Source organism: Shewanella sp. Koi 1 (assembly GCF_052907445.1).
The window spans coordinates 472,400-498,051 of record NZ_JBREJM010000001.1 but is presented as its reverse complement, the minus strand read 5'-3'; the positions used below and the strand labels follow the sequence as shown (position 1 = coordinate 498,051).

The 25,652-nt window shown below is 50.2% G+C and carries 11 protein-coding genes, 3 tRNA genes and 6 rRNA genes; 1 reads left to right on the top strand and 19 read right to left on the bottom strand.

Annotated elements, in window-relative coordinates; translation table 11 throughout:
- Positions 1 to 26 precede the first annotated feature (26 nt).
- The 11 genes from ACUZ8J_RS02325 to ACUZ8J_RS02275 all read right to left on the bottom strand — a co-directional run bounded on the left by ACUZ8J_RS02325 (position 27) and on the right by ACUZ8J_RS02275 (position 15,654).
- Positions 27 to 2,920, bottom strand: a 23S ribosomal RNA gene (locus tag ACUZ8J_RS02325).
- Positions 2,921 to 3,277: 357 nt separating this feature from the next.
- Positions 3,278 to 4,820: ribosomal RNA gene (locus ACUZ8J_RS02320) — 16S ribosomal RNA — on the bottom strand.
- A 1,022-nt stretch (positions 4,821 to 5,842) separates the two neighbouring features.
- Positions 5,843 to 5,958, bottom strand: a 5S ribosomal RNA gene (rrf, locus tag ACUZ8J_RS02315).
- A 34-nt stretch (positions 5,959 to 5,992) separates the two neighbouring features.
- Positions 5,993 to 6,068, bottom strand: a tRNA-Thr gene (locus ACUZ8J_RS02310).
- A 33-nt stretch (positions 6,069 to 6,101) separates the two neighbouring features.
- Positions 6,102 to 6,217 (bottom strand): 5S ribosomal RNA (gene rrf / locus ACUZ8J_RS02305).
- 131 nt (positions 6,218 to 6,348) lie between these two features.
- Positions 6,349 to 9,242: ribosomal RNA gene (locus ACUZ8J_RS02300) — 23S ribosomal RNA — on the bottom strand.
- 274 nt (positions 9,243 to 9,516) lie between these two features.
- Positions 9,517 to 9,592 (bottom strand) — tRNA-Ala (locus ACUZ8J_RS02295).
- A 45-nt stretch (positions 9,593 to 9,637) separates the two neighbouring features.
- Positions 9,638 to 9,714, bottom strand: a tRNA-Ile gene (locus tag ACUZ8J_RS02290).
- 70 nt (positions 9,715 to 9,784) lie between these two features.
- Positions 9,785 to 11,327 (bottom strand): 16S ribosomal RNA (locus tag ACUZ8J_RS02285).
- Together the 16S, 23S and 5S rRNA genes with 3 tRNA genes alongside form the textbook arrangement of a ribosomal RNA operon.
- 640 nt (positions 11,328 to 11,967) lie before the next feature.
- Positions 11,968 to 14,694, bottom strand: a complete 2,727-nt coding sequence (secA, locus tag ACUZ8J_RS02280; RefSeq protein ID WP_011624291.1) for a preprotein translocase subunit SecA — start codon at positions 14,692 to 14,694, stop codon at positions 11,968 to 11,970.
- A 60-nt stretch (positions 14,695 to 14,754) separates the two neighbouring features.
- Positions 14,755 to 15,654 carry a M23 family metallopeptidase gene (locus ACUZ8J_RS02275; RefSeq protein WP_446692939.1) on the bottom strand — a complete coding sequence of 300 codons (900 nt, stop codon included), beginning with the start codon at positions 15,652 to 15,654 and terminating at the stop codon, positions 14,755 to 14,757.
- Positions 15,655 to 15,681: 27 nt separating this feature from the next.
- Here ACUZ8J_RS02275 and ACUZ8J_RS02270 point away from each other — a divergent pair, with 27 nt between their 5' ends.
- Positions 15,682 to 16,128 carry a DUF721 domain-containing protein gene (locus tag ACUZ8J_RS02270; protein ID WP_011624931.1) on the top strand — a complete coding sequence of 149 codons (447 nt, stop codon included), beginning with the start codon at positions 15,682 to 15,684 and terminating at the stop codon, positions 16,126 to 16,128.
- 13 nt (positions 16,129 to 16,141) lie between these two features.
- Here ACUZ8J_RS02270 and lpxC read toward each other — a convergent pair whose 3' ends face one another.
- The 8 genes from lpxC to murD form a co-directional block, all read right to left on the bottom strand.
- A complete protein-coding gene (gene lpxC, locus ACUZ8J_RS02265; protein ID WP_011624293.1) occupies positions 16,142 to 17,062 on the bottom strand; it encodes a UDP-3-O-acyl-N-acetylglucosamine deacetylase in 921 nt (306 codons plus the stop codon).
- Between the two features lie 180 nt (positions 17,063 to 17,242).
- The gene (gene ftsZ, locus ACUZ8J_RS02260) at positions 17,243 to 18,430 is read right to left on the bottom strand and encodes a cell division protein FtsZ (RefSeq protein WP_086903078.1); all 1,188 of its coding nucleotides are present in this window, start codon (positions 18,428 to 18,430) and stop codon (positions 17,243 to 17,245) included.
- Positions 18,431 to 18,457: 27 nt separating this feature from the next.
- A complete protein-coding gene (gene ftsA / locus ACUZ8J_RS02255) occupies positions 18,458 to 19,693 on the bottom strand; it encodes a cell division protein FtsA (RefSeq protein ID WP_011073897.1) in 1,236 nt (411 codons plus the stop codon).
- Positions 19,674 to 20,423, bottom strand: coding sequence for a cell division protein FtsQ/DivIB (locus tag ACUZ8J_RS02250; RefSeq protein ID WP_446692938.1), 750 nt, complete (start codon positions 20,421 to 20,423; stop codon positions 19,674 to 19,676). Before ACUZ8J_RS02250 ends, ftsA begins: the two co-directional genes overlap by 20 nt.
- Positions 20,424 to 20,574: 151 nt before the next feature.
- The gene (murC, locus tag ACUZ8J_RS02245; RefSeq protein ID WP_011624929.1) at positions 20,575 to 22,041 is read right to left on the bottom strand and encodes a UDP-N-acetylmuramate--L-alanine ligase; all 1,467 of its coding nucleotides are present in this window, start codon (positions 22,039 to 22,041) and stop codon (positions 20,575 to 20,577) included.
- 2 nt (positions 22,042 to 22,043) lie between these two features.
- A complete protein-coding gene (murG, locus tag ACUZ8J_RS02240) occupies positions 22,044 to 23,132 on the bottom strand; it encodes an undecaprenyldiphospho-muramoylpentapeptide beta-N-acetylglucosaminyltransferase (RefSeq protein ID WP_011624928.1) in 1,089 nt (362 codons plus the stop codon).
- Positions 23,132 to 24,343, bottom strand: coding sequence for a cell division protein FtsW (ftsW, locus tag ACUZ8J_RS02235; protein WP_011624927.1), 1,212 nt, complete (start codon positions 24,341 to 24,343; stop codon positions 23,132 to 23,134). The genes murG and ftsW overlap by 1 nt, the downstream gene beginning before the upstream one ends.
- The gene (murD, locus tag ACUZ8J_RS02230) at positions 24,333 to 25,652 is read right to left on the bottom strand and encodes a UDP-N-acetylmuramoyl-L-alanine--D-glutamate ligase (protein ID WP_446692937.1); all 1,320 of its coding nucleotides are present in this window, start codon (positions 25,650 to 25,652) and stop codon (positions 24,333 to 24,335) included. The genes ftsW and murD overlap by 11 nt, the downstream gene beginning before the upstream one ends.

Below are 25,652 nucleotides of genomic sequence, written 5' to 3'. Positions count from 1 at the left end.
CACTTAGTAAAACCCATCTGGGTTGTATGGTTAAGCCTCTCGAGTCATTAGTATCAGTTAGCTCAACGCCTCACAACGCTTACACACCTGACCTATCAACGTCCTAGTCTCGAACGGCTCTTTAGTGGACTTAAAGTCCAAGGGATGACTCATCTTGGGGCTCGCTTCCCGCTTAGATGCTTTCAGCGGTTATCGATTCCGAACATAGCTACCGGGCAATGCCATTGGCATGACAACCCGAACACCAGCGGTTCGTTCACTCCGGTCCTCTCGTACTAGGAGCAACTCCCCTCAATCATCCAACGCCCACGGCAGATAGGGACCGAACTGTCTCACGACGTTCTGAACCCAGCTCGCGTACCACTTTAAATGGCGAACAGCCATACCCTTGGGACCGACTTCAGCCCCAGGATGTGATGAGCCGACATCGAGGTGCCAAACACCGCCGTCGATATGAACTCTTGGGCGGTATCAGCCTGTTATCCCCGGAGTACCTTTTATCCGTTGAGCGATGGCCCTTCCATTCAGAACCACCGGATCACTATGACCTACTTTCGTACCTGCTCGACGTGTCTGTCTCGCAGTTAAGCTGGCTTATGCCATTGCACTAACCGTACGATGTCCGACCGTACTTAGCCAACCTTCGTGCTCCTCCGTTACTCTTTGGGAGGAGACCGCCCCAGTCAAACTACCCACCAGGCACTGTCCTTAACCCCGATTAGGGGCCCAAGTTAGAACATCAACACTACAAGGGTGGTATTTCAAGGACGACTCCACGAGAACTAGCGTTCCCGCTTCAAAGTCTCCCACCTATCCTACACATGTAGGGTCAATGTTCAGTGCCAAGCTATAGTAAAGGTTCACGGGGTCTTTCCGTCTAGCCGCGGGTATACGGCATCTTCACCGCAATTTCAACTTCACTGAGTCTCGGCTGGAGACAGCGTGGCCATCATTACGCCATTCGTGCAGGTCGGAACTTACCCGACAAGGAATTTCGCTACCTTAGGACCGTTATAGTTACGGCCGCCGTTTACCGGGGCTTCGATCATGAGCTTCTCTTGCGATAACCCAATCAATTAACCTTCCGGCACCGGGCAGGCGTCACACCGTATACGTCATCTTGCGATTTTGCACAGTGCTGTGTTTTTGATAAACAGTTGCAGCCACCTGGTATCTGCGACTGCCGTCAGCTTAGGGAGCAAGTCCCATCACCAACAGCAGCGTACCTTCTCCCGAAGTTACGGTACCATTTTGCCTAGTTCCTTCAGCCGAGTTCTCTCAAGCGCCTTGGTATTCTCTACCCGACCACCTGTGTCGGTTTGGGGTACGATTCCCGCTAACCTGAAGCTTAGAAGATTTTCCTGGAAGCATGGCATCAACTACTTCATCCCCTTGGGGACTCGTCATCAGCTCTCAGTGTTAAGAACGCCCGGATTTGCCTAAGCGTTCCACCTACCACCTTAAACGCGGACTACCAACGCCGCGCTAGCCTAGCCTTCTCCGTCTCTCCATCGCAGTTAGCGGAAGTACAGAAATATTAATCTGTTTCCCATCGACTACGCCTTTCGGCCTCGCCTTAGGGGTCGACTCACCCTGCCCCGATTAACGTTGGACAGGAACCCTTGGTCTTTCGGCGAGGGGGTTTTTCACCCCCTTTATCGTTACTCATGTCAGCATTCGCACTTCTGATACCTCCAGCGTGGGTTACCCCTTCACCTTCAACGGCTTACAGAACGCTCCTCTACCGCGCAACCCTAATGGATTGCACCCGTAGCTTCGGTGGTATGTTTAGCCCCGTTACATCTTCCGCGCAGGCCGACTCGACTAGTGAGCTATTACGCTTTCTTTAAATGATGGCTGCTTCTAAGCCAACATCCTAGCTGTCTAAGCCTTCCCACATCGTTTCCCACTTAACATACACTTTGGGACCTTAGCTGACGGTCTGGGTTGTTTCCCTTTTGACGACGGACGTTAGCACCCGCCGTCTGTCTCCCGGATAGCACTCTTTGGTATTCGGAGTTTGCAAAGGGTTGGTAAGTCGGGATGACCCCCTAGCCTTAACAGTGCTCTACCCCCAAAGGTGTTCGTCCGAGGCGCTACCTAAATAGCTTTCGAGGAGAACCAGATATCTCCCGGTTTGATTGGCCTTTCACCCCCAGCCACAAGTCATCCGCTAATTTTTCAACATTAGTCGGTTCGGTCCTCCAGTTGATGTTACTCAACCTTCAACCTGCCCATGGCTAGATCACCGGGTTTCGGGTCTACGCCTTGCAACTAAACGCGCAGTTAACACTCGGTTTCCCTACGGCTCCGCTATTCGCTTAACCTCGCTACAAAACGTAAGTCGCTGACCCATTATACAAAAGGTACGCAGTCACGGTCTCAAGTACCGCTCCCACTGCTTGTACGTATACGGTTTCAGGTTCTATTTCACTCCCCTCACAGGGGTTCTTTTCGCCTTTCCCTCACGGTACTGGTTCACTATCGGTCAGTCAGGAGTATTTAGCCTTGGAGGATGGTCCCCCCATATTCAAACAGGATATCACGTGTCCCGCCTTACTCGTTTTCATCAAAGGTTAGTTTTCGTGTACGGGGCTATCACCCTGTGCCGCTGGACTTTCCAGACCATTCCACTAACACCCCTCTGACTTAAGGGCTAATCCCCGTTCGCTCGCCGCTACTAGGGGAATCTCGGTTGATTTCTTTTCCTAAGGGTACTTAGATGTTTCAGTTCCCCTCGTTTGCCTCATGTAGCTATGTATTCACTACATGATGACCGCTTATGCGGCCGGGTTCCCCCATTCGGACATCGTTAGCTCAAATGCTTGTTACTAGCTCGCCAACGCTTTTCGCAAGTTACTACGTCCTTCATCGCCTCTGACTGCCAAGGCATCCACCGTATACGCTTAGTCGCTTAACCATACAACCCAAATGAGTTTCACTTGAATTGTTGCGACCAGCTGGTTTTACTTGTCTCATCTTCGACCAAGAAGATGGACTCGCCTTAGACTTGAATATTCAAGACACTTAAAAAGTGTTTTAAGAACTCAATTTTTTTCGTATTAACACAACGACAGACATCATTGTATTAATTACTATCAGCTTTCCAAATTGTTAAAGAACAATGCTTACCGGCTCGCGGCACATTTCGCTCTCCCTCCTCTTTCGAGAAGTTCAACAAGCCATCTGTGTGAACACTCAGGCACATGGATGTGCCGTGTGTAAGAAACGCATGGAGCAGTTTCTTACCAACCAAACATCGAGTTAGTCGTATAGGTAAGGAGGTGATCCAGCCCCAGGTTCCCCTAGGGCTACCTTGTTACGACTTCACCCCAGTCATGAACCACAAAGTGGTGAGCGCCCTCCCGAAGGTTAAGCTACCCACTTCTTTTGCAGCCCACTCCCATGGTGTGACGGGCGGTGTGTACAAGGCCCGGGAACGTATTCACCGTGGCATTCTGATCCACGATTACTAGCGATTCCGACTTCATGGAGTCGAGTTGCAGACTCCAATCCGGACTACGACGAGCTTTGTGAGATTAGCTCCACCTCGCGGCTTTGCAACCCTCTGTACTCGCCATTGTAGCACGTGTGTAGCCCTACTCGTAAGGGCCATGATGACTTGACGTCGTCCCCACCTTCCTCCGGTTTATCACCGGCAGTCTCCCTAGAGTTCCCGCCATTACGCGCTGGCAAATAAGGATAGGGGTTGCGCTCGTTGCGGGACTTAACCCAACATTTCACAACACGAGCTGACGACAGCCATGCAGCACCTGTCTCAGAGTTCCCGAAGGCACTAAGCTATCTCTAGCGAATTCTCTGGATGTCAAGAGTAGGTAAGGTTCTTCGCGTTGCATCGAATTAAACCACATGCTCCACCGCTTGTGCGGGCCCCCGTCAATTCATTTGAGTTTTAACCTTGCGGCCGTACTCCCCAGGCGGTCTACTTAATGCGTTAGCTTGAGAGCCCAGTGTTCAAGACACCAAACTCCGAGTAGACATCGTTTACGGCGTGGACTACCAGGGTATCTAATCCTGTTTGCTCCCCACGCTTTCGTGCCTGAGCGTCAGTCTTTGTCCAGGGGGCCGCCTTCGCCACCGGTATTCCTCCAGATCTCTACGCATTTCACCGCTACACCTGGAATTCTACCCCCCTCTACAAGACTCTAGTTTGCCAGTTCTAAATGCAATTCCCAGGTTGAGCCCGGGGCTTTCACATCTCGCTTAACAAACCGCCTGCGCACGCTTTACGCCCAGTAATTCCGATTAACGCTTGGACCCTCCGTATTACCGCGGCTGCTGGCACGGAGTTAGCCGGTCCTTCTTCTGTAGGTAACGTCACAGCTGCAAGGTATTAACTTACAACCTTTCCTCCCTACTGAAAGTGCTTTACAACCCGAAGGCCTTCTTCACACACGCGGCATGGCTGCATCAGGGTTTCCCCCATTGTGCAATATTCCCCACTGCTGCCTCCCGTAGGAGTCTGGGCCGTGTCTCAGTCCCAGTGTGGCTGATCATCCTCTCAGAACAGCTAGGGATCGTCGCCTTGGTGAGCCATTACCTCACCAACTAGCTAATCCCACCTAGGTTCATCCAATCGCGAGAGGCCCGAAAGTCCCCCTCTTTCCCCCGTAGGGCGTATGCGGTATTAGCAGTCGTTTCCAACTGTTATCCCCCTCGACTGGGCAGATCCCTAGGCATTACTCACCCGTCCGCCGCTCGCCACCTCAGGAGTAAACTCCCTTGTGCTGCCGCTCGACTTGCATGTGTTAGGCCTGCCGCCAGCGTTCAATCTGAGCCATGATCAAACTCTTCAATTAAAAGTTTTGTGAATCCGAAGATTCGGCTCAATGAATTCTGAATCGACTTAACTTAATAAGTCGTTGTACATATTGCTATGAACACTCATTCATTGATTTAAATTTTGATTACTCGCCAAACGGCAGAGCAATTTCGATTAACTCAACACCTGTGAGTGTCCACACAGATTTCTTGTTTAGATTGTTAAAGAGCATTTGACCTCAGCTTTCGCGTTACCGCTCAGCGGGTCAGGGCTGCGTATTCTACGCATTTCCCTTGTCGCGTCAAGGCGTTTTTACAAACTTCTTGGCGCTTTCGAATCAACTGCACATTTTGCATTCGATTCGCACTGTCCACCGCGCTTGCTTTCGCTGTCTGCCGTGTCAGTGGATGCGCATTATAGGCAGCAGAACTTTTTACGCAAGTGCTTTTTTCAGGTTTTTTGCATTATTTTTCAAATCACTTTTTACACCCAAACTAGGCACAAGCTACCCACCACTTATTCCCAAAGTTATCCACATTCTGAAATTTTAACTATCGTGGTAAGCCGCAATTCGGGTAGAGGGTCGCTTGTAATAAAGGTTATCTAAAGTGAATTAAAGCATCGATGCTTTAAATAATACTGTAATGTCGAAATAGGACTTCTATGAATAAGGCAGACTAATTATGTCGTTTACAACAAAGCCCTGTTCAATGGAGTTACACATGCTCTTGTTAAACCTCAACCCCTTCGCATTGCATAAAATAGAACGATACACATCTAGTCTTTATAGCAAGCTCTATCGAGGAGAAGCAGCCTAAAGCTAGCGCTTGCTCCTATAAGATGGAGCAAATTGACAGGACAAGAGTACATAGCGACATTGGGCAAAGAGAAAGAGTAATGTTAGACCTGATTAAGAGCTCAAATCATTATGAATCGCGAAATGAAAGTGTACTCGTCCGCACAGAGGTCCACGAACTAAATACGTTGTAAAGGGGCGTAGTAAAAGGAATTTTGAAAAGCAAAAAGGCCACCTAACAAGGTGGCCTTTCTTAATTTAGCGTTTGGCGATGACCTACTCTCACATGGGGAGACCCCACACTACCATCGGCGCGATTGCGTTTCACTTCTGAGTTCGGGATGGGATCAGGTGGGACCACAATGCTATTGTCACCAAACAAATTTTGCTCTAGGACAACACACTAGATTGTATGGTGCTGATACCCAGAATCGAACTGGGGACCTCATCCTTACCAAGGATGCGCTCTACCGACTGAGCCATATCAGCAATTCTTTATCATCAATGATGATTTAATTAGGCGCTTGGCGATGACCTACTCTCACATGGGGAGACCCCACACTACCATCGGCGCGATTGCGTTTCACTTCTGAGTTCGGGATGGGATCAGGTGGGACCACAATGCTATTGTCACCAAGCAAATTTGGTATTTACTTACCCGTCTTATCTCATGCAGGCAGTAAATTAAATTCGGAAAGCTGGATTGAGTGCCACTTCTTAAGTGTTTGTATTCGTCTAAGTATTACTTAGTAAAACCCATCTGGGTTGTATGGTTAAGCCTCTCGAGTCATTAGTATCAGTTAGCTCAACGCCTCACAACGCTTACACACCTGACCTATCAACGTCCTAGTCTCGAACGGCTCTTTAGTGGACTTATAGTCCAAGGGATGACTCATCTTGGGGCTCGCTTCCCGCTTAGATGCTTTCAGCGGTTATCGATTCCGAACATAGCTACCGGGCAATGCCATTGGCATGACAACCCGAACACCAGCGGTTCGTTCACTCCGGTCCTCTCGTACTAGGAGCAACTCCCCTCAATCATCCAACGCCCACGGCAGATAGGGACCGAACTGTCTCACGACGTTCTGAACCCAGCTCGCGTACCACTTTAAATGGCGAACAGCCATACCCTTGGGACCGACTTCAGCCCCAGGATGTGATGAGCCGACATCGAGGTGCCAAACACCGCCGTCGATATGAACTCTTGGGCGGTATCAGCCTGTTATCCCCGGAGTACCTTTTATCCGTTGAGCGATGGCCCTTCCATTCAGAACCACCGGATCACTATGACCTACTTTCGTACCTGCTCGACGTGTCTGTCTCGCAGTTAAGCTGGCTTATGCCATTGCACTAACCGTACGATGTCCGACCGTACTTAGCCAACCTTCGTGCTCCTCCGTTACTCTTTGGGAGGAGACCGCCCCAGTCAAACTACCCACCAGGCACTGTCCTTAACCCCGATTAGGGGCCCAAGTTAGAACATCAACACTACAAGGGTGGTATTTCAAGGACGACTCCACGAGAACTAGCGTTCCCGCTTCAAAGTCTCCCACCTATCCTACACATGTAGGGTCAATGTTCAGTGCCAAGCTATAGTAAAGGTTCACGGGGTCTTTCCGTCTAGCCGCGGGTATACGGCATCTTCACCGCAATTTCAACTTCACTGAGTCTCGGCTGGAGACAGCGTGGCCATCATTACGCCATTCGTGCAGGTCGGAACTTACCCGACAAGGAATTTCGCTACCTTAGGACCGTTATAGTTACGGCCGCCGTTTACCGGGGCTTCGATCATGAGCTTCTCTTGCGATAACCCAATCAATTAACCTTCCGGCACCGGGCAGGCGTCACACCGTATACGTCATCTTGCGATTTTGCACAGTGCTGTGTTTTTGATAAACAGTTGCAGCCACCTGGTATCTGCGACTGCCGTCAGCTTAGGGAGCAAGTCCCATCACCAACAGCAGCGTACCTTCTCCCGAAGTTACGGTACCATTTTGCCTAGTTCCTTCAGCCGAGTTCTCTCAAGCGCCTTGGTATTCTCTACCCGACCACCTGTGTCGGTTTGGGGTACGATTCCCGCTAACCTGAAGCTTAGAAGATTTTCCTGGAAGCATGGCATCAACTACTTCATCCCCTTGGGGACTCGTCATCAGCTCTCAGTGTTAAGAACGCCCGGATTTGCCTAAGCGTTCCACCTACCACCTTAAACGCGGACTACCAACGCCGCGCTAGCCTAGCCTTCTCCGTCTCTCCATCGCAGTTAGCGGAAGTACAGAAATATTAATCTGTTTCCCATCGACTACGCCTTTCGGCCTCGCCTTAGGGGTCGACTCACCCTGCCCCGATTAACGTTGGACAGGAACCCTTGGTCTTTCGGCGAGGGGGTTTTTCACCCCCTTTATCGTTACTCATGTCAGCATTCGCACTTCTGATACCTCCAGCGTGGGTTACCCCTTCACCTTCAACGGCTTACAGAACGCTCCTCTACCGCGCAACCCTAATGGATTGCACCCGTAGCTTCGGTGGTATGTTTAGCCCCGTTACATCTTCCGCGCAGGCCGACTCGACTAGTGAGCTATTACGCTTTCTTTAAATGATGGCTGCTTCTAAGCCAACATCCTAGCTGTCTAAGCCTTCCCACATCGTTTCCCACTTAACATACACTTTGGGACCTTAGCTGACGGTCTGGGTTGTTTCCCTTTTGACGACGGACGTTAGCACCCGCCGTCTGTCTCCCGGATAGCACTCTTTGGTATTCGGAGTTTGCAAAGGGTTGGTAAGTCGGGATGACCCCCTAGCCTTAACAGTGCTCTACCCCCAAAGGTGTTCGTCCGAGGCGCTACCTAAATAGCTTTCGAGGAGAACCAGATATCTCCCGGTTTGATTGGCCTTTCACCCCCAGCCACAAGTCATCCGCTAATTTTTCAACATTAGTCGGTTCGGTCCTCCAGTTGATGTTACTCAACCTTCAACCTGCCCATGGCTAGATCACCGGGTTTCGGGTCTACGCCTTGCAACTAAACGCGCAGTTAACACTCGGTTTCCCTACGGCTCCGCTATTCGCTTAACCTCGCTACAAAACGTAAGTCGCTGACCCATTATACAAAAGGTACGCAGTCACGGTCTCAAGTACCGCTCCCACTGCTTGTACGTATACGGTTTCAGGTTCTATTTCACTCCCCTCACAGGGGTTCTTTTCGCCTTTCCCTCACGGTACTGGTTCACTATCGGTCAGTCAGGAGTATTTAGCCTTGGAGGATGGTCCCCCCATATTCAAACAGGATATCACGTGTCCCGCCTTACTCGTTTTCATCAAAGGTTAGTTTTCGTGTACGGGGCTATCACCCTGTGCCGCTGGACTTTCCAGACCATTCCACTAACACCCCTCTGACTTAAGGGCTAATCCCCGTTCGCTCGCCGCTACTAGGGGAATCTCGGTTGATTTCTTTTCCTAAGGGTACTTAGATGTTTCAGTTCCCCTCGTTTGCCTCACTACACTATGTATTCATGCAGTGATAACAGCTTATGCTGCTGGGTTCCCCCATTCGGACATCGTTAGCTCAAATGCTTGTTACTAGCTCGCCAACGCTTTTCGCAAGTTACTACGTCCTTCATCGCCTCTGACTGCCAAGGCATCCACCGTATACGCTTAGTCGCTTAACCATACAACCCAAATGAGTTTCACATCACTTGCGCTGTTGCGACCAGCTGGTTTTACTTGTCTCATTTCCGACCAAGGAAATGGACTCGCCTTAGACTTGAATATTCAAGACACTTAAAAAGTGTTTTAAGAACTCAATTTTTTTCGTATTAACACAACGACAGACATCATTGTATTAATTACTATCAGCTTTCCAAATTGTTAAAGAGCGGGCTTAAAAAAGCCAAAGATAATTTTTCAGTTTATCTTTGGCATCTCTAACCAGATTGCAGTAAGTGGTGGAGCTATGCGGGATCGAACCGCAGACCTCCTGCGTGCAAGGCAGGCGCTCTCCCAGCTGAGCTATAGCCCCATTTACATGCAGTGCGAGTATCAGATGTCCCAACCCTCAAAGGATTGGTGGGTCAGAGTGGACTTGAACCACCGACCTCACCCTTATCAGGGGTGCGCTCTAACCAGCTGAGCTACAGACCCATCTTTTACTCTATCTTCTATCAAGCAAATCTGTGTGAACACTCAACAAACATCGAGTTAGTCGTATAGGTAAGGAGGTGATCCAGCCCCAGGTTCCCCTAGGGCTACCTTGTTACGACTTCACCCCAGTCATGAACCACAAAGTGGTGAGCGCCCTCCCGAAGGTTAAGCTACCCACTTCTTTTGCAGCCCACTCCCATGGTGTGACGGGCGGTGTGTACAAGGCCCGGGAACGTATTCACCGTGGCATTCTGATCCACGATTACTAGCGATTCCGACTTCATGGAGTCGAGTTGCAGACTCCAATCCGGACTACGACGAGCTTTGTGAGATTAGCTCCACCTCGCGGCTTTGCAACCCTCTGTACTCGCCATTGTAGCACGTGTGTAGCCCTACTCGTAAGGGCCATGATGACTTGACGTCGTCCCCACCTTCCTCCGGTTTATCACCGGCAGTCTCCCTAGAGTTCCCACCATTACGTGCTGGCAAATAAGGATAGGGGTTGCGCTCGTTGCGGGACTTAACCCAACATTTCACAACACGAGCTGACGACAGCCATGCAGCACCTGTCTCAGAGTTCCCGAAGGCACTAAGCTATCTCTAGCGAATTCTCTGGATGTCAAGAGTAGGTAAGGTTCTTCGCGTTGCATCGAATTAAACCACATGCTCCACCGCTTGTGCGGGCCCCCGTCAATTCATTTGAGTTTTAACCTTGCGGCCGTACTCCCCAGGCGGTCTACTTAATGCGTTAGCTTGAGAGCCCAGTGTTCAAGACACCAAACTCCGAGTAGACATCGTTTACGGCGTGGACTACCAGGGTATCTAATCCTGTTTGCTCCCCACGCTTTCGTGCCTGAGCGTCAGTCTTTGTCCAGGGGGCCGCCTTCGCCACCGGTATTCCTCCAGATCTCTACGCATTTCACCGCTACACCTGGAATTCTACCCCCCTCTACAAGACTCTAGTTTGCCAGTTCGAAATGCAATTCCCAGGTTGAGCCCGGGGCTTTCACATCTCGCTTAACAAACCGCCTGCGCACGCTTTACGCCCAGTAATTCCGATTAACGCTTGGACCCTCCGTATTACCGCGGCTGCTGGCACGGAGTTAGCCGGTCCTTCTTCTGTAGGTAACGTCACAGCTGCAAGGTATTAACTTACAACCTTTCCTCCCTACTGAAAGTGCTTTACAACCCGAAGGCCTTCTTCACACACGCGGCATGGCTGCATCAGGGTTTCCCCCATTGTGCAATATTCCCCACTGCTGCCTCCCGTAGGAGTCTGGGCCGTGTCTCAGTCCCAGTGTGGCTGATCATCCTCTCAGAACAGCTAGGGATCGTCGCCTTGGTGAGCCATTACCTCACCAACTAGCTAATCCCACCTAGGTTCATCCAATCGCGAGAGGCCCGAAAGTCCCCCTCTTTCCCCCGTAGGGCGTATGCGGTATTAGCAGTCGTTTCCAACTGTTATCCCCCTCGACTGGGCAGATCCCTAGGCATTACTCACCCGTCCGCCGCTCGCCACCTCAGGAGTAAACTCCCTTGTGCTGCCGCTCGACTTGCATGTGTTAGGCCTGCCGCCAGCGTTCAATCTGAGCCATGATCAAACTCTTCAATTAAAAGTTTTGTGAATCCGAAGATTCGGCTCAATGAATTCTGAATCGACTTAACTTAATAAGTCGTTGTACATATTGCTATGAACACTCATTCATTGATGTAAATTTTGATTACTCGCCAAACGGCAGAGTAATTTCGATTAACTCAACACCTGTGAGTGTCCACACAGATTTGCTTGATAAATTGTTAAAGAGCGTTGACCATCGCCTTATCGCAAGTGATTTCAGCGGGTCAGGGCTGCGTATTCTACGCATTCCCGTTTTTGCGTCAAGTAGTTTTTGCAACTTTCTTTTCGCTCATCAAGGAGTGAATCACTCGATGAACTGGCACTTGAAACTGCGTATCGCTGTCTGCCGTGTCAGTGGATGCGCATTATAGGCAGCAGAACTTTTTACGCAAGGGCTTTTTTCGGTTTTTTTGATTCTTTTTTCAATAGTTTCAGTTAGTCACAAAATACCCACTATTTATCCTCAAACTTATCCACAAATCAGATAAAAGTGGTTAGTTTTAGTGCAGTGATACTGGTTAGGATTTATCGCCGAAGGGTTTTATGGTCGGTAAAGAGTTAAAGCACTTATAAAGCAGCAGGTATGAAAAAGGCGACTATTACAGTCGCCTTTTAAAATGAGTTCGCGTATTGAATTAGCTTAGCTTGCCGTGACACTGCTTATACTTACGGCCTGAGCCACAAGGACAAGGATCGTTACGTCCCACTTTATCGCCATCGCGGATCATTGGCGTGTGAGCCATCATCTCATCGCTACCATCATCCCCACCTACTAAGGCTTCGGCAGCTGCGTGCTGATAGTCGCGTTGGATCTTAGCATCTTCTTCACGACGACGAGCTTCCATCTCTTCTACGTCTGACTGTGCTTGTACTTGTACCTTAGATAGCACACTAATGACGTCATGCTTTAAGGTCGACAGTAATTGCTGGAACAGCTCGAAAGACTCGCGCTTATATTCCTGCTTTGGATTCTTCTGTGCGTAACCACGTAAATGGATACCTTGGCGTAAGTGATCCATTGCCGCTAAGTGTTCTTTCCACAGACCATCGAGGGTTTGTAGCATCACGGCTTTTTCAAACTGGCGCAGTACTGGCGCACCGACCATTTCTTCTTTTGCTTTATACGCATCAGACCAAGAAGTGATGATACGCTCACGCAATGTTTCTTCGTGTAAGTCGTCTTCTTTATCTAGCCATTCTTGGATTGGCAGTTTCAGCATAAATTCTTGCTGTAAACGTTGCTCTAATCCTGGCACATCCCATAACTCTTCCACTGATTGTGGTGGAATGTATTGATCGATCACCGCACTGATCACATCGTCTTGGATGTTTTTGATGGTGTCTTCGATACTTTCGGCATCCATCAACTCGTTGCGCTGTGCATAAACCACTTGACGTTGGTCGTTTGCGACGTCGTCAAATTCGAGCAGTTGCTTACGAATATCAAAGTTACGCGCTTCCACTTTACGCTGAGCGTTTTCAATCGCACGGGAAACCCATGGATGCTCGATTGCTTCGCCCTCTTCCATCCCCAGTTTCTTCATCATGCCAGAGACACGATCCGAGGCGAAGATGCGCATTAAGCTATCTTCCATAGAAAGGTAGAAACGTGAAGACCCCGCGTCACCTTGACGACCCGCACGACCACGTAGCTGGTTGTCGATACGGCGAGATTCGTGACGCTCAGTACCTAAAATGTGTAAACCACCGGCGGCGACTACGGCATCGTGGCGCTCTTGCCAGTCGGCCTTGATTTTAGCTTTTTGCTCAGCAGTTGGATTCTCGAGGGCTTCGATTTCCATATTCCAGTTGCCGCCTAACACGATGTCGGTACCACGACCCGCCATGTTAGTCGCAATTGTCACGGCGCCAGTACGACCCGCTTGAGCAACAATTTCGGCTTCTTTTTCGTGGAACTTAGCGTTAAGCACTTGGTGCGGGATCTTCTCCTTCACCATCAAACGCGCTAACAGTTCAGACTGTTCGATGGAAACCGTACCCACCAATACTGGCTGGCCACGTTCACGGCAGTCTTTAATGTCTTTGATGATCGCTTGGTATTTTTCATTGGCGGTGAGGTAAACCAGATCGGCCATATCCTTACGTACCATTGGACGGTTCGTAGGCACAACCACAGTATCTAAACCATAGATGTGTTGGAACTCGAACGCCTCAGTATCGGCTGTACCTGTCATACCCGCTAACTTCTCATATAAACGGAAGTAGTTTTGGAAGGTAATCGATGCCAAGGTTTGGTTTTCGTTTTGGATACGCACGCCTTCTTTGGCTTCAACGGCTTGGTGTAAGCCTTCTGACCAACGACGACCAGGCATAGTACGACCAGTGTGTTCGTCAACGATGATCACTTCGCCATCTTGAACGATATAGTCGACATCGCGTTCAAACAGAGTATGAGCACGCAGCGCCGCGTTCACATGGTGTAGCAGAGAAATGTTTGCCGCTGAGTAGAGTGAGTCGCCTTCGGCTAACATGCCGCGCTCAATCAATAGGTTCTCAACCTTCTCTTGGCCACGCTCGGTGAAGTGCACTTGTTTGGCTTTTTCATCGATGCTGTAGTCACCCTCACCCACATACTCTTCAGAGTCTTCCTTATCTTGACGGATAAGATTCGGGATAAGCGTGTTGATCTTGATGTATAGCTCAGAGCTGTCTTCCGCAGCACCAGAGATAATCAATGGCGTACGAGCTTCGTCGATAAGGATTGAGTCGACTTCGTCGATCAGTGCATAGTGCAATGGACGTTGAACACGCTCTTGTGGCGAGAACGCCATGTTATCGCGCAGATAGTCGAAACCAAATTCGTTGTTGGTGCCGTAAGTAATATCGGCGTTGTAGGCGTCTTTTTTCGCCTGCTGCCCCAAACCTGCGACGTTAATGCCGACAGTTAAGCCTAAGAATTCGAACAGTGGGCGGTTATTTTCCGCGTCACGACGGGCTAAGTAATCGTTGACGGTAATAACGTGAACGCCTTTGCCAGTTAAGGCATTTAAATAGGCTGGCAGAGTTGCGGTTAAAGTTTTACCTTCACCGGTGCGCATTTCAGCGATGCGGTTACTGTCGAGCACCATACCACCGAGTAACTGTACGTCGAAGTGACGCATCTCGAACACTCGCTTCGATGCTTCACGCACTGTCGCGAAGGCTTCCGCCATAATGCTCTCTAACGAAGCTCCGGCCGCTAAACGCTCGCGGAACTCGGCGGTTTTCGCCTTAAGCTGTTCATCGGTTAATTTTTCATAATCGGCTTCAAGCGCATTAATCTTATTAACTACTTTTTGTAACCCTTTGAGGGTACGGTCGTTGCGACTACCAAATACTTTTGTCAGTAATTTACCAAACATCTGAATCACTTATTTTCTGTAGGCCAAGTCCATGATGGAAACTAGAAGCCAATGTTTCAATTAACCTGCCTTGCGGTAGACAAACTTCTGTGGATCTATCTGCTGTCCGCCACGCAACACTTCATAATGCACATGAGCCCCTGTTGAGCGCCCAGTGCTTCCCATACTGGCGATGGTTTCGCCTTTCGCGACCACATCACCTACAGCTACTGACAAAGCTTTATTATGACCATAGCGTGTACGTAAACCGTTACCATGGTCGATTTCGACCAATTCGCCATAGCCAAACATATTCCCAGCCCAAGTCACCACGCCTGCAGCAGTCGCGACAACTTTAGCCCCTTCTCGACCGGTAAAATCGATCCCTTTATGCATGGTTCGACGACCGTTAAAAGGGTCATTACGTAATCCGTAGGGCGACGATAACCAACCTTTATCGAGTGGGAGCCCTGATACATAACGTTCAGCATCTATATGGTGGTTAGATGACACTGTTTCAAGTAGTGATAGTTGAACATTATTGTTGTCAATTTGTGACGCCAGTTTATCCATATCATCGATAAGCTGACCAAGTTCGATATTCGAGCCTAATTCGCTCAAGCCACCCACACCCACTTCAGAGGAGAAATCAAAGTCTTCATCCAATTTATTTTGTTTAGCGACTTGTTGACCTAAAGCCTCGAGACGGGTGATTTTAGCTTGCATGCGCGCGACATGGGTCGCCAGCATGGCTAGCTGTGACTCTGTGGCACTCTTTAGTTCTAAGACTTGCTTCTTTTGTTGTTCGCGTTGGATCCGATCGTTATCGACACTGGCTTGCTGATTTTCAAATTTAGCAGAGTTGTGTTGATAAATACCTGCACCAGTAGCCAACAATAGCATGGGAAGGAGCAACCAGCGTTTACTGGGTTGCCAGCGCGTGACGCCATTCCGACCTTGAATAAATACTGTTACACTCATAGCCTAATTCAGCCATCTTATTATCATATGAAAAAGCCCCCTCAGGATCTCAGCCAATTACTACATCTGTCAGGCACATTGCCCGATATAGCTGAGAAAGCGGAACTACTTTTATATCTGGATCAGCATGTGAAGCAGATTGTCGCAGGTCCTGTTGCGGAGCAGCTGAAAGTCGCTAATTTCCGCCAGGGTGTTCTTGTGGTTGAAACCACTTCGGCAGCATGGGCCGCACGAATTAATTTCCAAAAGCCGAAACTACTAGCGCAGCTTCAAGCAGAAACGCTCCCAATCCTTACCGCAATTGAAGTTAAAGTCAACCCGAGATTAGCATTGTATGACGCAAAGCCGAAACAGGCGCACAAGCAACTCAGTCCAGCGGCGGCAGAACATATTGCTGCGCTTGCAGAAAATGTGAGCGGAACACTAGGCGAAAAACTAAAACGGCTGGCCACATTGGCCAGCCGTAATAAGTAAAGATCAACCGCTATTAAGCGTAAACCGCGCCACCTGGCACAGTAAAGCTGACGGGAACATCGGCTTCTTTCTCAAAGCTCACCAGCTCCCACGCATCCTGCTGCGCCAATAAGGCTCGCACTAATTGGTTATTCAGTGCATGACCCGTTTTATAGGCAGTAAACTCACCAAGAATGGCGTGTCCTGCCACGTAGAGATCACCAAACGCATCTAAAATTTTGTGCTTAACGAACTCATCCTCATAACGCAGGCCGTCGGGGTTGAGGACGCGATATTCATCAAGTACAACCGCGTTTTCCATGCTGCCACCTAATGCTAGGTTGTTCGCACGCAGATACTCAATATCACGCATAAAACCAAAAGTACGGGCACGGCTAATGTCTTTAACAAAAGCAGAAGTAGAGAAGTCCATCACCACGTGCTGCTGACTACGAGCAATTTCAGGGTGAGCAAAGTCAATTTTGAAGTTGACTCTAAAGCCTTTGAATGGCTTCAGCTCGGCCCATTTATCACCGTCTTCCACACGCACAGGGCGTTTAATCTTTAAGTACTTCTTAGGCGCAGCCTGCTCTTTAATACCTGCAGACTGAAGTAAGAAGACAAATGGGCTCGCACTGCCATCCATGATTGGGATTTCAGGCGCGTCCACTTCGATTACGGCGTTATCAATGCCTAAACCCGCTAAGGCTGCAAATAAATGCTCAATAGTCGAAATACGAATACCTTCGTCATTGACAAGTGCCGTGCACATAGTGGTTTCGCGAACTTGTTCCGCCTTTGCTGGAATAGCAACGGCAGGATTCATGTCGGTACGCACGAGTACGATCCCTGTATTGACTGGTGCGGGCATAATGCTCAAGGTGACCTTATTCCCAGAGTGCAAACCGACTCCAGTAGCCTTCACCATTTTTTGAACAGTTCTTTGAAATATCATTCAGTTACCCGTTTAGATTTCTATAATTAAGCCTAATATTTGCACACACAGCGGCGGCAAAACGACCACATAGGTGCTACATGGTAACATAAGTTGACCATGTCATACAAATGTAGTCATTGGGTGGTACAGCCTCACAGAGCAAGGCACCACCCGACACGCTGGACTCAAATACCTGTTTTAGTCAGCTTGCTTACGCAAAAACGCTGGGATATCTAAGTAATCCAATTCATGCTTTGTTGAAGGTGCTGGCGCAGGAGCTGGTGCTGGCGATGCAGGTAACACGTTACCCTTTGGCGCCGCATAGCTCACATGAGTTGCTTCTTCGACATAGGCTTCTACTTTTGGTTCCACAACCACTGGCTCTGGACGTGGTGCTGGCTTAGAAACCAGTTGAATATCAGGACGCTTTTCAGCGCCGATACCAGTAGCAACCACAGTAACACGCAGCTCGTCGCTCATTTCTGGGTCGATCACCGCGCCCACAACGACTGTCGCGTTGTCAGAAGCATAAGCTTTAACATGGTTACCCACGGTTTCGAATTCTTCGATGCTCATGTCCATACCTGCGGTAATGTTAACTAACACACCACGGGCACCGGCTAAGTCGATGTCTTCTAATAATGGGCTGGCAACTGCCGCTTCGGCCGCTTCTTCCGCACGGTCTTCACCACGCGCAACACCAGTACCCATCATGGCATTACCCATTTCAGACATAACGGTTTTCACGTCCGCAAAGTCGACGTTAATCAGACCTGGGCGAGTGATAAGCTCGGCAATACCTTGTACTGCACCGAGTAACACGTTATTCGCTGCGGCAAACGCATCGAGTAATGACGTACCACGGCCCAATACTTTTAATAATTTTTCGTTAGGGATAGTGATTAACGAATCCACGTGCTTGGCCAGCTCGCTAATACCTTGCTCGGCATAAGCCATACGCTTCTTGCCTTCGAAAGGAAAAGGCTTAGTCACGACGGCAACCGTTAAGATGCCTTCTTCGCGAGCGATTTGCGCAACGACTGGCGCAGCACCTGTACCAGTACCACCGCCCATACCGGCGGCGATAAAGATCATGTCTGAGCCTTTGATCGCTGCACGAATGTTTTCGCGGTCTTCTTCCGCTGCGGCACGACCCACTTCTGGGTTGGCGCCAGCGCCAAGACCTTTAGTGACATCGCGACCTAATTGAATCGTTGAGCCAGCGCCTGATTTACGTAGCGCCTGTGCGTCTGTGTTGGTAACGACAAACTCAACACCTTCAATGTTGTGTTTGACCATATGTTCGACAGCATTACCGCCGCCGCCGCCAACGCCGATGACTTTAATCACCGCGTCGTCTGAGTGAGTGTCCATGATCTCAAACATTGTCTGATCTCCGTGTTGCCTGCGTTATTAAAATTCACCCTTAAACCAGCTTTGGACCCGATTCCAAGCACTGGTAACCCCTTGACGCTCAGGACGCTCGAATTGACGCTCAAGCACCCGTCTTGCACCGTAATGGAGCAATCCAACTCCAGTGGAGTAAATAGACTGATCCACGTATTCGTATAACCCTTTAACTGGCAATGGTGAGGCGACGCGAACTGGCATCCCAAAGGTTGCCTCCGCAATGTCCACCACGCCTTGAATCGACGCAGTACCGCCTGTTAACACGATACCTGCGGCGATTTGATCTTCTAAACCACTGTCTTTCAGCTCCTTGAGCACTAGCTCAAACAGCTCTTGATATCTAGGCTCAACCACCTCGGCCAAAGTGTGGCGCGACATGCTGCGCGATGGGCGACCACCAACCGAAGGCACTTCGATACTGTCTTCGCGGCTCACCATTGAGCTGCGCGCACAGGCGAACTGCACTTTAATTTGTTCAGCATGTGACGAAGGTGTGCGGAAAATCTTCGCAATATCGTTGGTCACTTGGTTACCCGCAACTGGCACAACCGCGCAATGACGCAGTGCACCATTGGTGTACACGGCGATATCCGTCGTGCCACCGCCGATATCGACGATACACACACCTAAGTCTTTTTCATCGAAGGTTAATACCGCATCCGCCGACGCAATACCGGAGAACACTAAGTCATCAACCTTCAAGCCACAGCGTTCAACACTCTTAGTGATGTTCTTCGCCATATCATTGGCGCAGGTCACTATGTGTACCTTGGCTTCCATCCGCATGCCTGACATGCCGATAGGGCTGCGAATGCCGTCTTGTACGTCAATCGCATATTCCTGTGGTAACACATGCAGAATGCGACGTTCGGTCGGGATCTTCACCGAGCGAGCGGTGTGGATCACGTTGTCCACGTCTTCCTGTGTCACTTCCTCATCGTTAATCGACACCATGCCATTTTCGTTTTGGCAGGCGATATGTTTACCGGAAATGCTCAGGTAAACCGATGATACTTGGCAGTCTGCCATTAATTCCGCTTGATCGAGCGCGCGTTGCACACTGCGCACGATGGAGTCTAAATCGTTAACGCCACCCTTATCCATGCCCCTTGAAGGGTGGTTACCAAGGCCGACTATGCTGATTTCGCCATCGGGCAGAACTTCGCCTATGATCACTGCGACTTTAGAGGTTCCTATGTCCAATCCGACGATCAGATTTCTATCTTGGTTTTTGGTCATTAATTATCGGCTCTCTTGTTTGTGCATCGCCCCAGCCTACGGCCAACCCTGTGTCGTAGCGCAAATCCACTCTGGCAATCGGTTTATCTTGTTTCGCCAGTAACGGATAAACAGTGATAAACCTTTGTATCCTTGCCATTTTATCTTCTCGACCTAGGTCTAAAACAATACCGTTACCCAGTGTCGCGTGCCACGCATGACGTGGCGTCAAACTCAAATTGGCCAAGGTAAAGCCATTAATCTTCAGTAGCGAGTTAACCTGCGCGTAGGCAGTTAACACTTCGGTCCCCATATCATCTGGCCCGGATAAATAAGGCAGATGCTCTAGCTCAGGATGCGATGGCGCTTCAAACACCTCACCATGCACATTGAGCCAAGCGGTACCATTCCAATGGGCGACCGGTTGTTGCTCCTGTAAATACACCCTGAGTTTCGCTGGCCATTCACGCCTCACTGACGCGCGATACACCCAAGGTAAGGCTTCTAATGCCTGTTGCACTAAGGTGATATCTGCGCTGAAAAAACTCCGCTGCATTAAATCCTGTAGTGCAATTTGTATATCTCTATCTGTGGTGTAAGTCCGTTCACCTTTGATGGCCACCGCCTCAATGGGCAGCGTGCTGGCATCATTTAAAAACTTATGCAGTTGGTAGCCACCAAAGACAAAACTCCCAATGACTAAACATAAAAACCCAATTCCGCTCCACAGGTACCAATTAACCTGTGACATCCTCGCCCACCAGTGTCGCCTCTTATCACTCCAAGACACGTTTGTTTCCACCTTTCAACGACACTACTAAAAACCACAGAAAATCGGCCATTATATAGAGCTAAAGCCTCGGGTCAAAATTTCCTTTAAACCCGAGTTGTCCCGCAATACATCAAGGTTTTACCTCGGTTGTCGCCGCAGTGCTAAAGCCCAATTCAGAGGCGGCTAGCTGGCGCGACAGGGCGCCTATATTACCCGCACCTTGGGTCAACAATAAATCCCCCTCCTGCAACACATCGGGTAGCACTTCGGCTAACTGATCTGGGCTGGCGATAAAGATGGGATCTAACTGTCCGCGCAAACGAATCGAGCGGCACAGTGCACGGCCATCGGCACCGGGGATCGGCGCTTCACCCGCGCTATACACCTCGAGCAACAACAAGCAATCCACTTGAGATAACACTTCAATAAAGTCTTCGTATAAGTCACGGGTACGAGTATATCTGTGTGGCTGATAGGCCATCACTAAGCGTTTGTCAGGCCAACCTGCACGCGCCGCTTTAATGGTCGCCGCCACTTCACTGGGGTGATGACCATAGTCGTCTACTAACATCACTTCGCCCTTTGGCGTTGCGAACTTACCTAAGTGTTGGAAACGACGGCCAATACCTTGGAACTCAGCCAAGGCTTGAATGATGGCGCTATCATCAATTTCATCTTCTGTCGCCACGGCAATCGCCGCGAGCGCATTTAATACATTGTGCTGGCCTGGCAGGTTAAGCAGCAGATCTAAATCTTCTTTGCCTTTACGTCTGACGGTAAAGCGGCATTGGTGACCCTGCTGATGGAAGTTCAGCGCCTGCACGTCAGCATCATCACTGAAACCATAGGTGATCATATGGCGACCAATACGCGGCATAATCTCGCGCACGACCGCATCGTCGATACACACTACCGCCACGCCATAGAATGGCAGGTTATGCAGAAAGTCCACGAAGGTCGATTTGAGCTTTTCAAAATCCCCACCGTAGGTGTCCATGTGGTCGGCTTCGATATTCGTCACCACGCTGACCATAGGTTGCAGGTGCAGGAAGCTGGCATCACTCTCGTCGGCTTCGGCAATCAGATAACGACTCGTGCCTAAGCGAGCGTTAGTGCCTGCGCTGTTGAGCAAGCCACCGATCACGAAGGTCGGATCGCGACCCGCTTGACCATACAAACTGGCAATCAAACTGGTAGTTGTGGTTTTACCGTGAGTCCCCGCAATCGCCACACCATGGCGATAACGCATCAACTCGGCCAACATCTCGGCGCGGCGCACGATAGGAATACGCAATTCCTTCGCCGCAATAATCTCTGGGTTCTCAGGATTAATCGCGGTCGAGACTACCACCACATCGGCTTGCTGCACGTTATCGGCACCATGGCCGATATGGATTTTCGCGCCCAGCAGGCAAAGCCTGTCAGTCACGGCGTTTTGCGCGATATCAGAACCGCTGACGACATAACCTTCGTTTACTAATACTTCAGCGATCCCGCCCATGCCCGCGCCGCCAATGCCGACGAAATGAATACGCTTAATCCGGCGCATTTCTGGGATCATACTTCTTAGCTGTAAGTATCTTTCTGTCTTAGTCATACCTATCCTTTCTCGGCGAGAGCGATACACACTTGGGCCACCTGCTCGGTCGCATCCAACACGGCAACATCTCTCGCTCTTTGGCCCATTTGGGCTAATTCTGCTCTGTCATTGGCGAGTAACTGCAATTTACTCACCAGCTTATTCACGTCCAAGATGGCCTGCGGCAATAGGAAAGCGGCGCCAGCCTCAACCAATACTTGGGCGTTACGGGTCTGATGATCATCCACAGCATGGGGATAAGGCACCAGAATACTCGGTAGTCCCACCGCCGCTAACTCGGATACCGTCAGCGCGCCGGCACGGCACAATACCACATCCGCCCAGCGATAGGCGGCTTCCATGTCATCAATAAATTCGGCAACGTTAACGCCGCCTTCTTGTCCTTGCTGTTGATAAGCCGACTTAACGCCCGTCAGATTATCCTTACCCACTTGATGCCAAACCGTAATAGACTGCTGCTTACTCAGCGCGGCAACCACTTCTGGCATTAAGTCGTTAAAGACTTTGGCGCCTAAACTGCCGCCCACCACTAAGACTTTTAAGGCATCATCTGCGGCTTGCTTAGGTTCGGCACCTAAGGCAATAAGCTCGCGACGGATGGGGTTACCCACTACCTTGGCCTTCACCTGAGTGAAGGTATTTTTAAAGGCGCACAGTACCTGATTCGCAATTCGCGAGAGTAACTTGTTGGTCATTCCCGGAATGGCATTTTGCTCATGCAGCACTAAGGGCACGCCCGCTAATTTCGCCGCCACACCGCCCGGGCCACTGGCAAATCCGCCCATGCCCAGCACCACATCGGGCTTGAACTCGGCAATAACGGCCTTGGCTTGCAGAATCGAGCGCACCACTTTAAAAGGCGCCGCCAATTTACGTACTAAGCCATTGCCACGCACGCCCTTAATGTCGATAAAATCGATATCAAAGCCATACTGAGGCACTAAACGCGCCTCCATGCGGTCGGCGGTGCCTAACCAACGTACTTGCCAACCTTGCTGCGCTAAATATTTTGCCACCGCGAGCGCCGGGAACACATGTCCGCCCGTGCCGCCTGCCATGACTAAAATACGTTTACCCGCGTCGGTCATTACTTCAATCTCCCTTGCACGGCCTGAACTAAACTCATGCGCCGCTCATAATCGATGCGCAGCAATGTCATTGCCGCCGCCGTCATGACCCATAGACTACTACCGCCGTAACTCACAAAGGGCAGTGTTAACCCTTTAGTTGGTAACATACCAATGCTTGCGCCCACATTAACGACGGTCTGGAAACAGATCCAAATCCCGATGGCATAGGCCAGATAACCTTCGAAGGCTTTGTCCATCGCCAAACATAAATTGCCGAGGCGAATGGCCCTCAATGCCACAAACAGCAGCACGGATAACACAGCGATAATGCCGATAAAACCTAACTCTTCACCGATCACGGCAAAGATAAAGTCGGTATGCGCCTCAGGGAGGTACTCCAACTTTTGAATACTGTTACCTAGGCCCTGACCAAACCAATCACCCCGACCATAGGCCATTAGCGACTGCGTTAACTGATAGCCACTACCGAACGGGTCCTGCCAAGGATCTAAAAATGAGGTCACCCGGCGCATACGGTAAGGCTCGAGCAGAACCAGCGCCACGAATGCCAACACCCCGGCAAAAATCAGCGCGAAGAAGTCCAGCAAACGCGCCCCGGCGAGGAACAATAGCCCCACGGTACCGACGAACAACACTACTACAGTCCCTAAGTCGGGCTGCATCAGAATCAAAATCGCATAGATTGCAAATACCGCAATCGGCTTATAGAAGCCCTTTGCATTTTCACGCACTTCCTGATGCCGACGCACCAGATAACCCGCCATGTATACAGAGAACGCAAACTTAGCGACCTCGGCCACCTGAATACGGATAGGACCTATGGATAACCAACGGGTCGCACCGTTGACTGTGGTACCGACAACCAGCACTGCTAGTAACATCAAAAACACGCCTAGCAGCATGATAGGGCTCATGCGCTGCCAAGTTTGCATCTCAACCCTCAGCACAAAAGCGGCAATCACTAAGCATCCCAACAAATAACCCACATGACGGGTCATAAAGTGGAAAGGATTGCCCGTCAGCGTTTGCGCCTCGGGCATAGAGGCTGACATCACCATGACAAAACCAAAGCCAATCAAAGACAAAACAGCCGTGAGCAAAGCCCGGTCGTACAATTGCACTCCCGGCACCTCGTTATCACGTTGCCAGTTAGGCAGTGCGTTTAGCACTCGCCCAAACAGGCTGAGCTGTCTTGCATCACTCGCCATCGAGTTGCTCCACTTGGCTTCTAAAGTCATCCCCACGGGCCATAAAGTTGCTGTACATATCTAGGCTCGCACAGGCTGGCGATAGGAGTACAATATCGCCCGAGGTAGCCAATTCGGCGGCCTTAGCCACTGCAGCAGCCATAGAGTCCACCTTGATGGCCCCTTCCTTCAGTGCGGCAATCTTATTGCCATCGCGACCTAAGGTGATGAGGTGCGTCACTTTCGTTAACGGCTCGGCCAGCGGGCTGAAATCCGCGCCCTTACCATCACCACCGGCAATCAAAATAATATCGCCTAAGTGATCGCTTAACCCATCGAGCGCCGCGACTGTGGCGCCCACATTGGTCGCCTTAGAGTCGTTAACATAGGTCACGCCCGCTTTCACACCGACCACTTCACAGCGATGGGAAAGACCAGTAAAGGTGCGAGCCACTTTGGCCATCACTTGCTTGTCTACGCCTACGGCATCAACCAGTGCCATAGCTGCGAGTAAGTTGGCATGGTTATGACTGCCTATCAGCGATACTTCGGTGATAGGCATAATTTCACTGTGACCATGGTAAATCTTGCTATCACAAATGCCCCACTCGTCGCCCTCTGGCGGCGCTAAACCAAAGCTGTTTTGATTCATCGGCTCAGTCGGGATAGTCAGTGCATCATCACGGTTAAAGATGATGGAGCGGCTTTGATGGTACAGACGCAGCTTGGCCTTGCGATAGGCATCCATATCGCTGTATCTGTCCATATGATCTTCGGTCACGTTCAAACAGGTCGATGCCACGCAGTTCAAGCTGTGGGTGGTTTCGAGCTGGAAGCTCGATAACTCAAGCACAAAAATATCGGCATTTTCGGTCAGCAGATCGAGCGCCGGAATGCCAATGTTGCCCCCCACGGCCACAGCCATGCCCGCTTGACGTAACATTTCACCCACTAAGGTAGTGACGGTAGTCTTGCCGTTAGAGCCTGTAATCCCAATTACACAAGGTTTACGGTCGGCAATCTCACGGGCAAATAGCTCCACATCGCCAATCACTTCAATGCCCATATCCAGTGCCGCGCGCACCTCGGGTGTATCAATCGCAATGCCTGGACTAATAATGATTTGCGTGGCTTGCACTAAGTAACGGCAATCAAATCCACCGGCAATCAGCTGCACCTCAGGGAATGCGCTGGCAAGGGTGCTCGCACCTGGAGGTTGGCGACGGCTATCCATCACCAAGGGCGTTATGCCTTTTCCACACAAATAGCGAACCACCGAGAGCCCGGTGGCGCCCAAACCTAACACTATGTGTGAGTACTGACTTTGCAT

What these genes read in the sequence shown, in the direction of transcription:
- ACUZ8J_RS02270 (WP_011624931.1), top strand. Translation starts at nt 15,682, where the DNA reads ATGAAAAAGCCCCCTCAGGATCTCAGCCAATTACTACATCTGTCAGGC.
- ACUZ8J_RS02250 (WP_446692938.1), bottom strand. Translation starts at nt 20,423, where the DNA reads ATGTCACAGGTTAATTGGTACCTGTGGAGCGGAATTGGGTTTTTATGT.
- lpxC (WP_011624293.1), bottom strand. Translation starts at nt 17,062, where the DNA reads ATGATATTTCAAAGAACTGTTCAAAAAATGGTGAAGGCTACTGGAGTC.
- ACUZ8J_RS02275 (WP_446692939.1), bottom strand. Translation starts at nt 15,654, where the DNA reads ATGAGTGTAACAGTATTTATTCAAGGTCGGAATGGCGTCACGCGCTGG.
- secA (WP_011624291.1), bottom strand. Translation starts at nt 14,694, where the DNA reads ATGTTTGGTAAATTACTGACAAAAGTATTTGGTAGTCGCAACGACCGT.
- murD (WP_446692937.1), bottom strand. Translation starts at nt 25,652, where the DNA reads ATGCAAAGTCAGTACTCACACATAGTGTTAGGTTTGGGCGCCACCGGG.
- murG (WP_011624928.1), bottom strand. Translation starts at nt 23,132, where the DNA reads ATGACCGACGCGGGTAAACGTATTTTAGTCATGGCAGGCGGCACGGGC.
- ftsW (WP_011624927.1), bottom strand. Translation starts at nt 24,343, where the DNA reads ATGGCGAGTGATGCAAGACAGCTCAGCCTGTTTGGGCGAGTGCTAAAC.
- ftsZ (WP_086903078.1), bottom strand. Translation starts at nt 18,430, where the DNA reads ATGTTTGAGATCATGGACACTCACTCAGACGACGCGGTGATTAAAGTC.
- ftsA (WP_011073897.1), bottom strand. Translation starts at nt 19,693, where the DNA reads ATGACCAAAAACCAAGATAGAAATCTGATCGTCGGATTGGACATAGGA.
- murC (WP_011624929.1), bottom strand. Translation starts at nt 22,041, where the DNA reads ATGACTAAGACAGAAAGATACTTACAGCTAAGAAGTATGATCCCAGAA.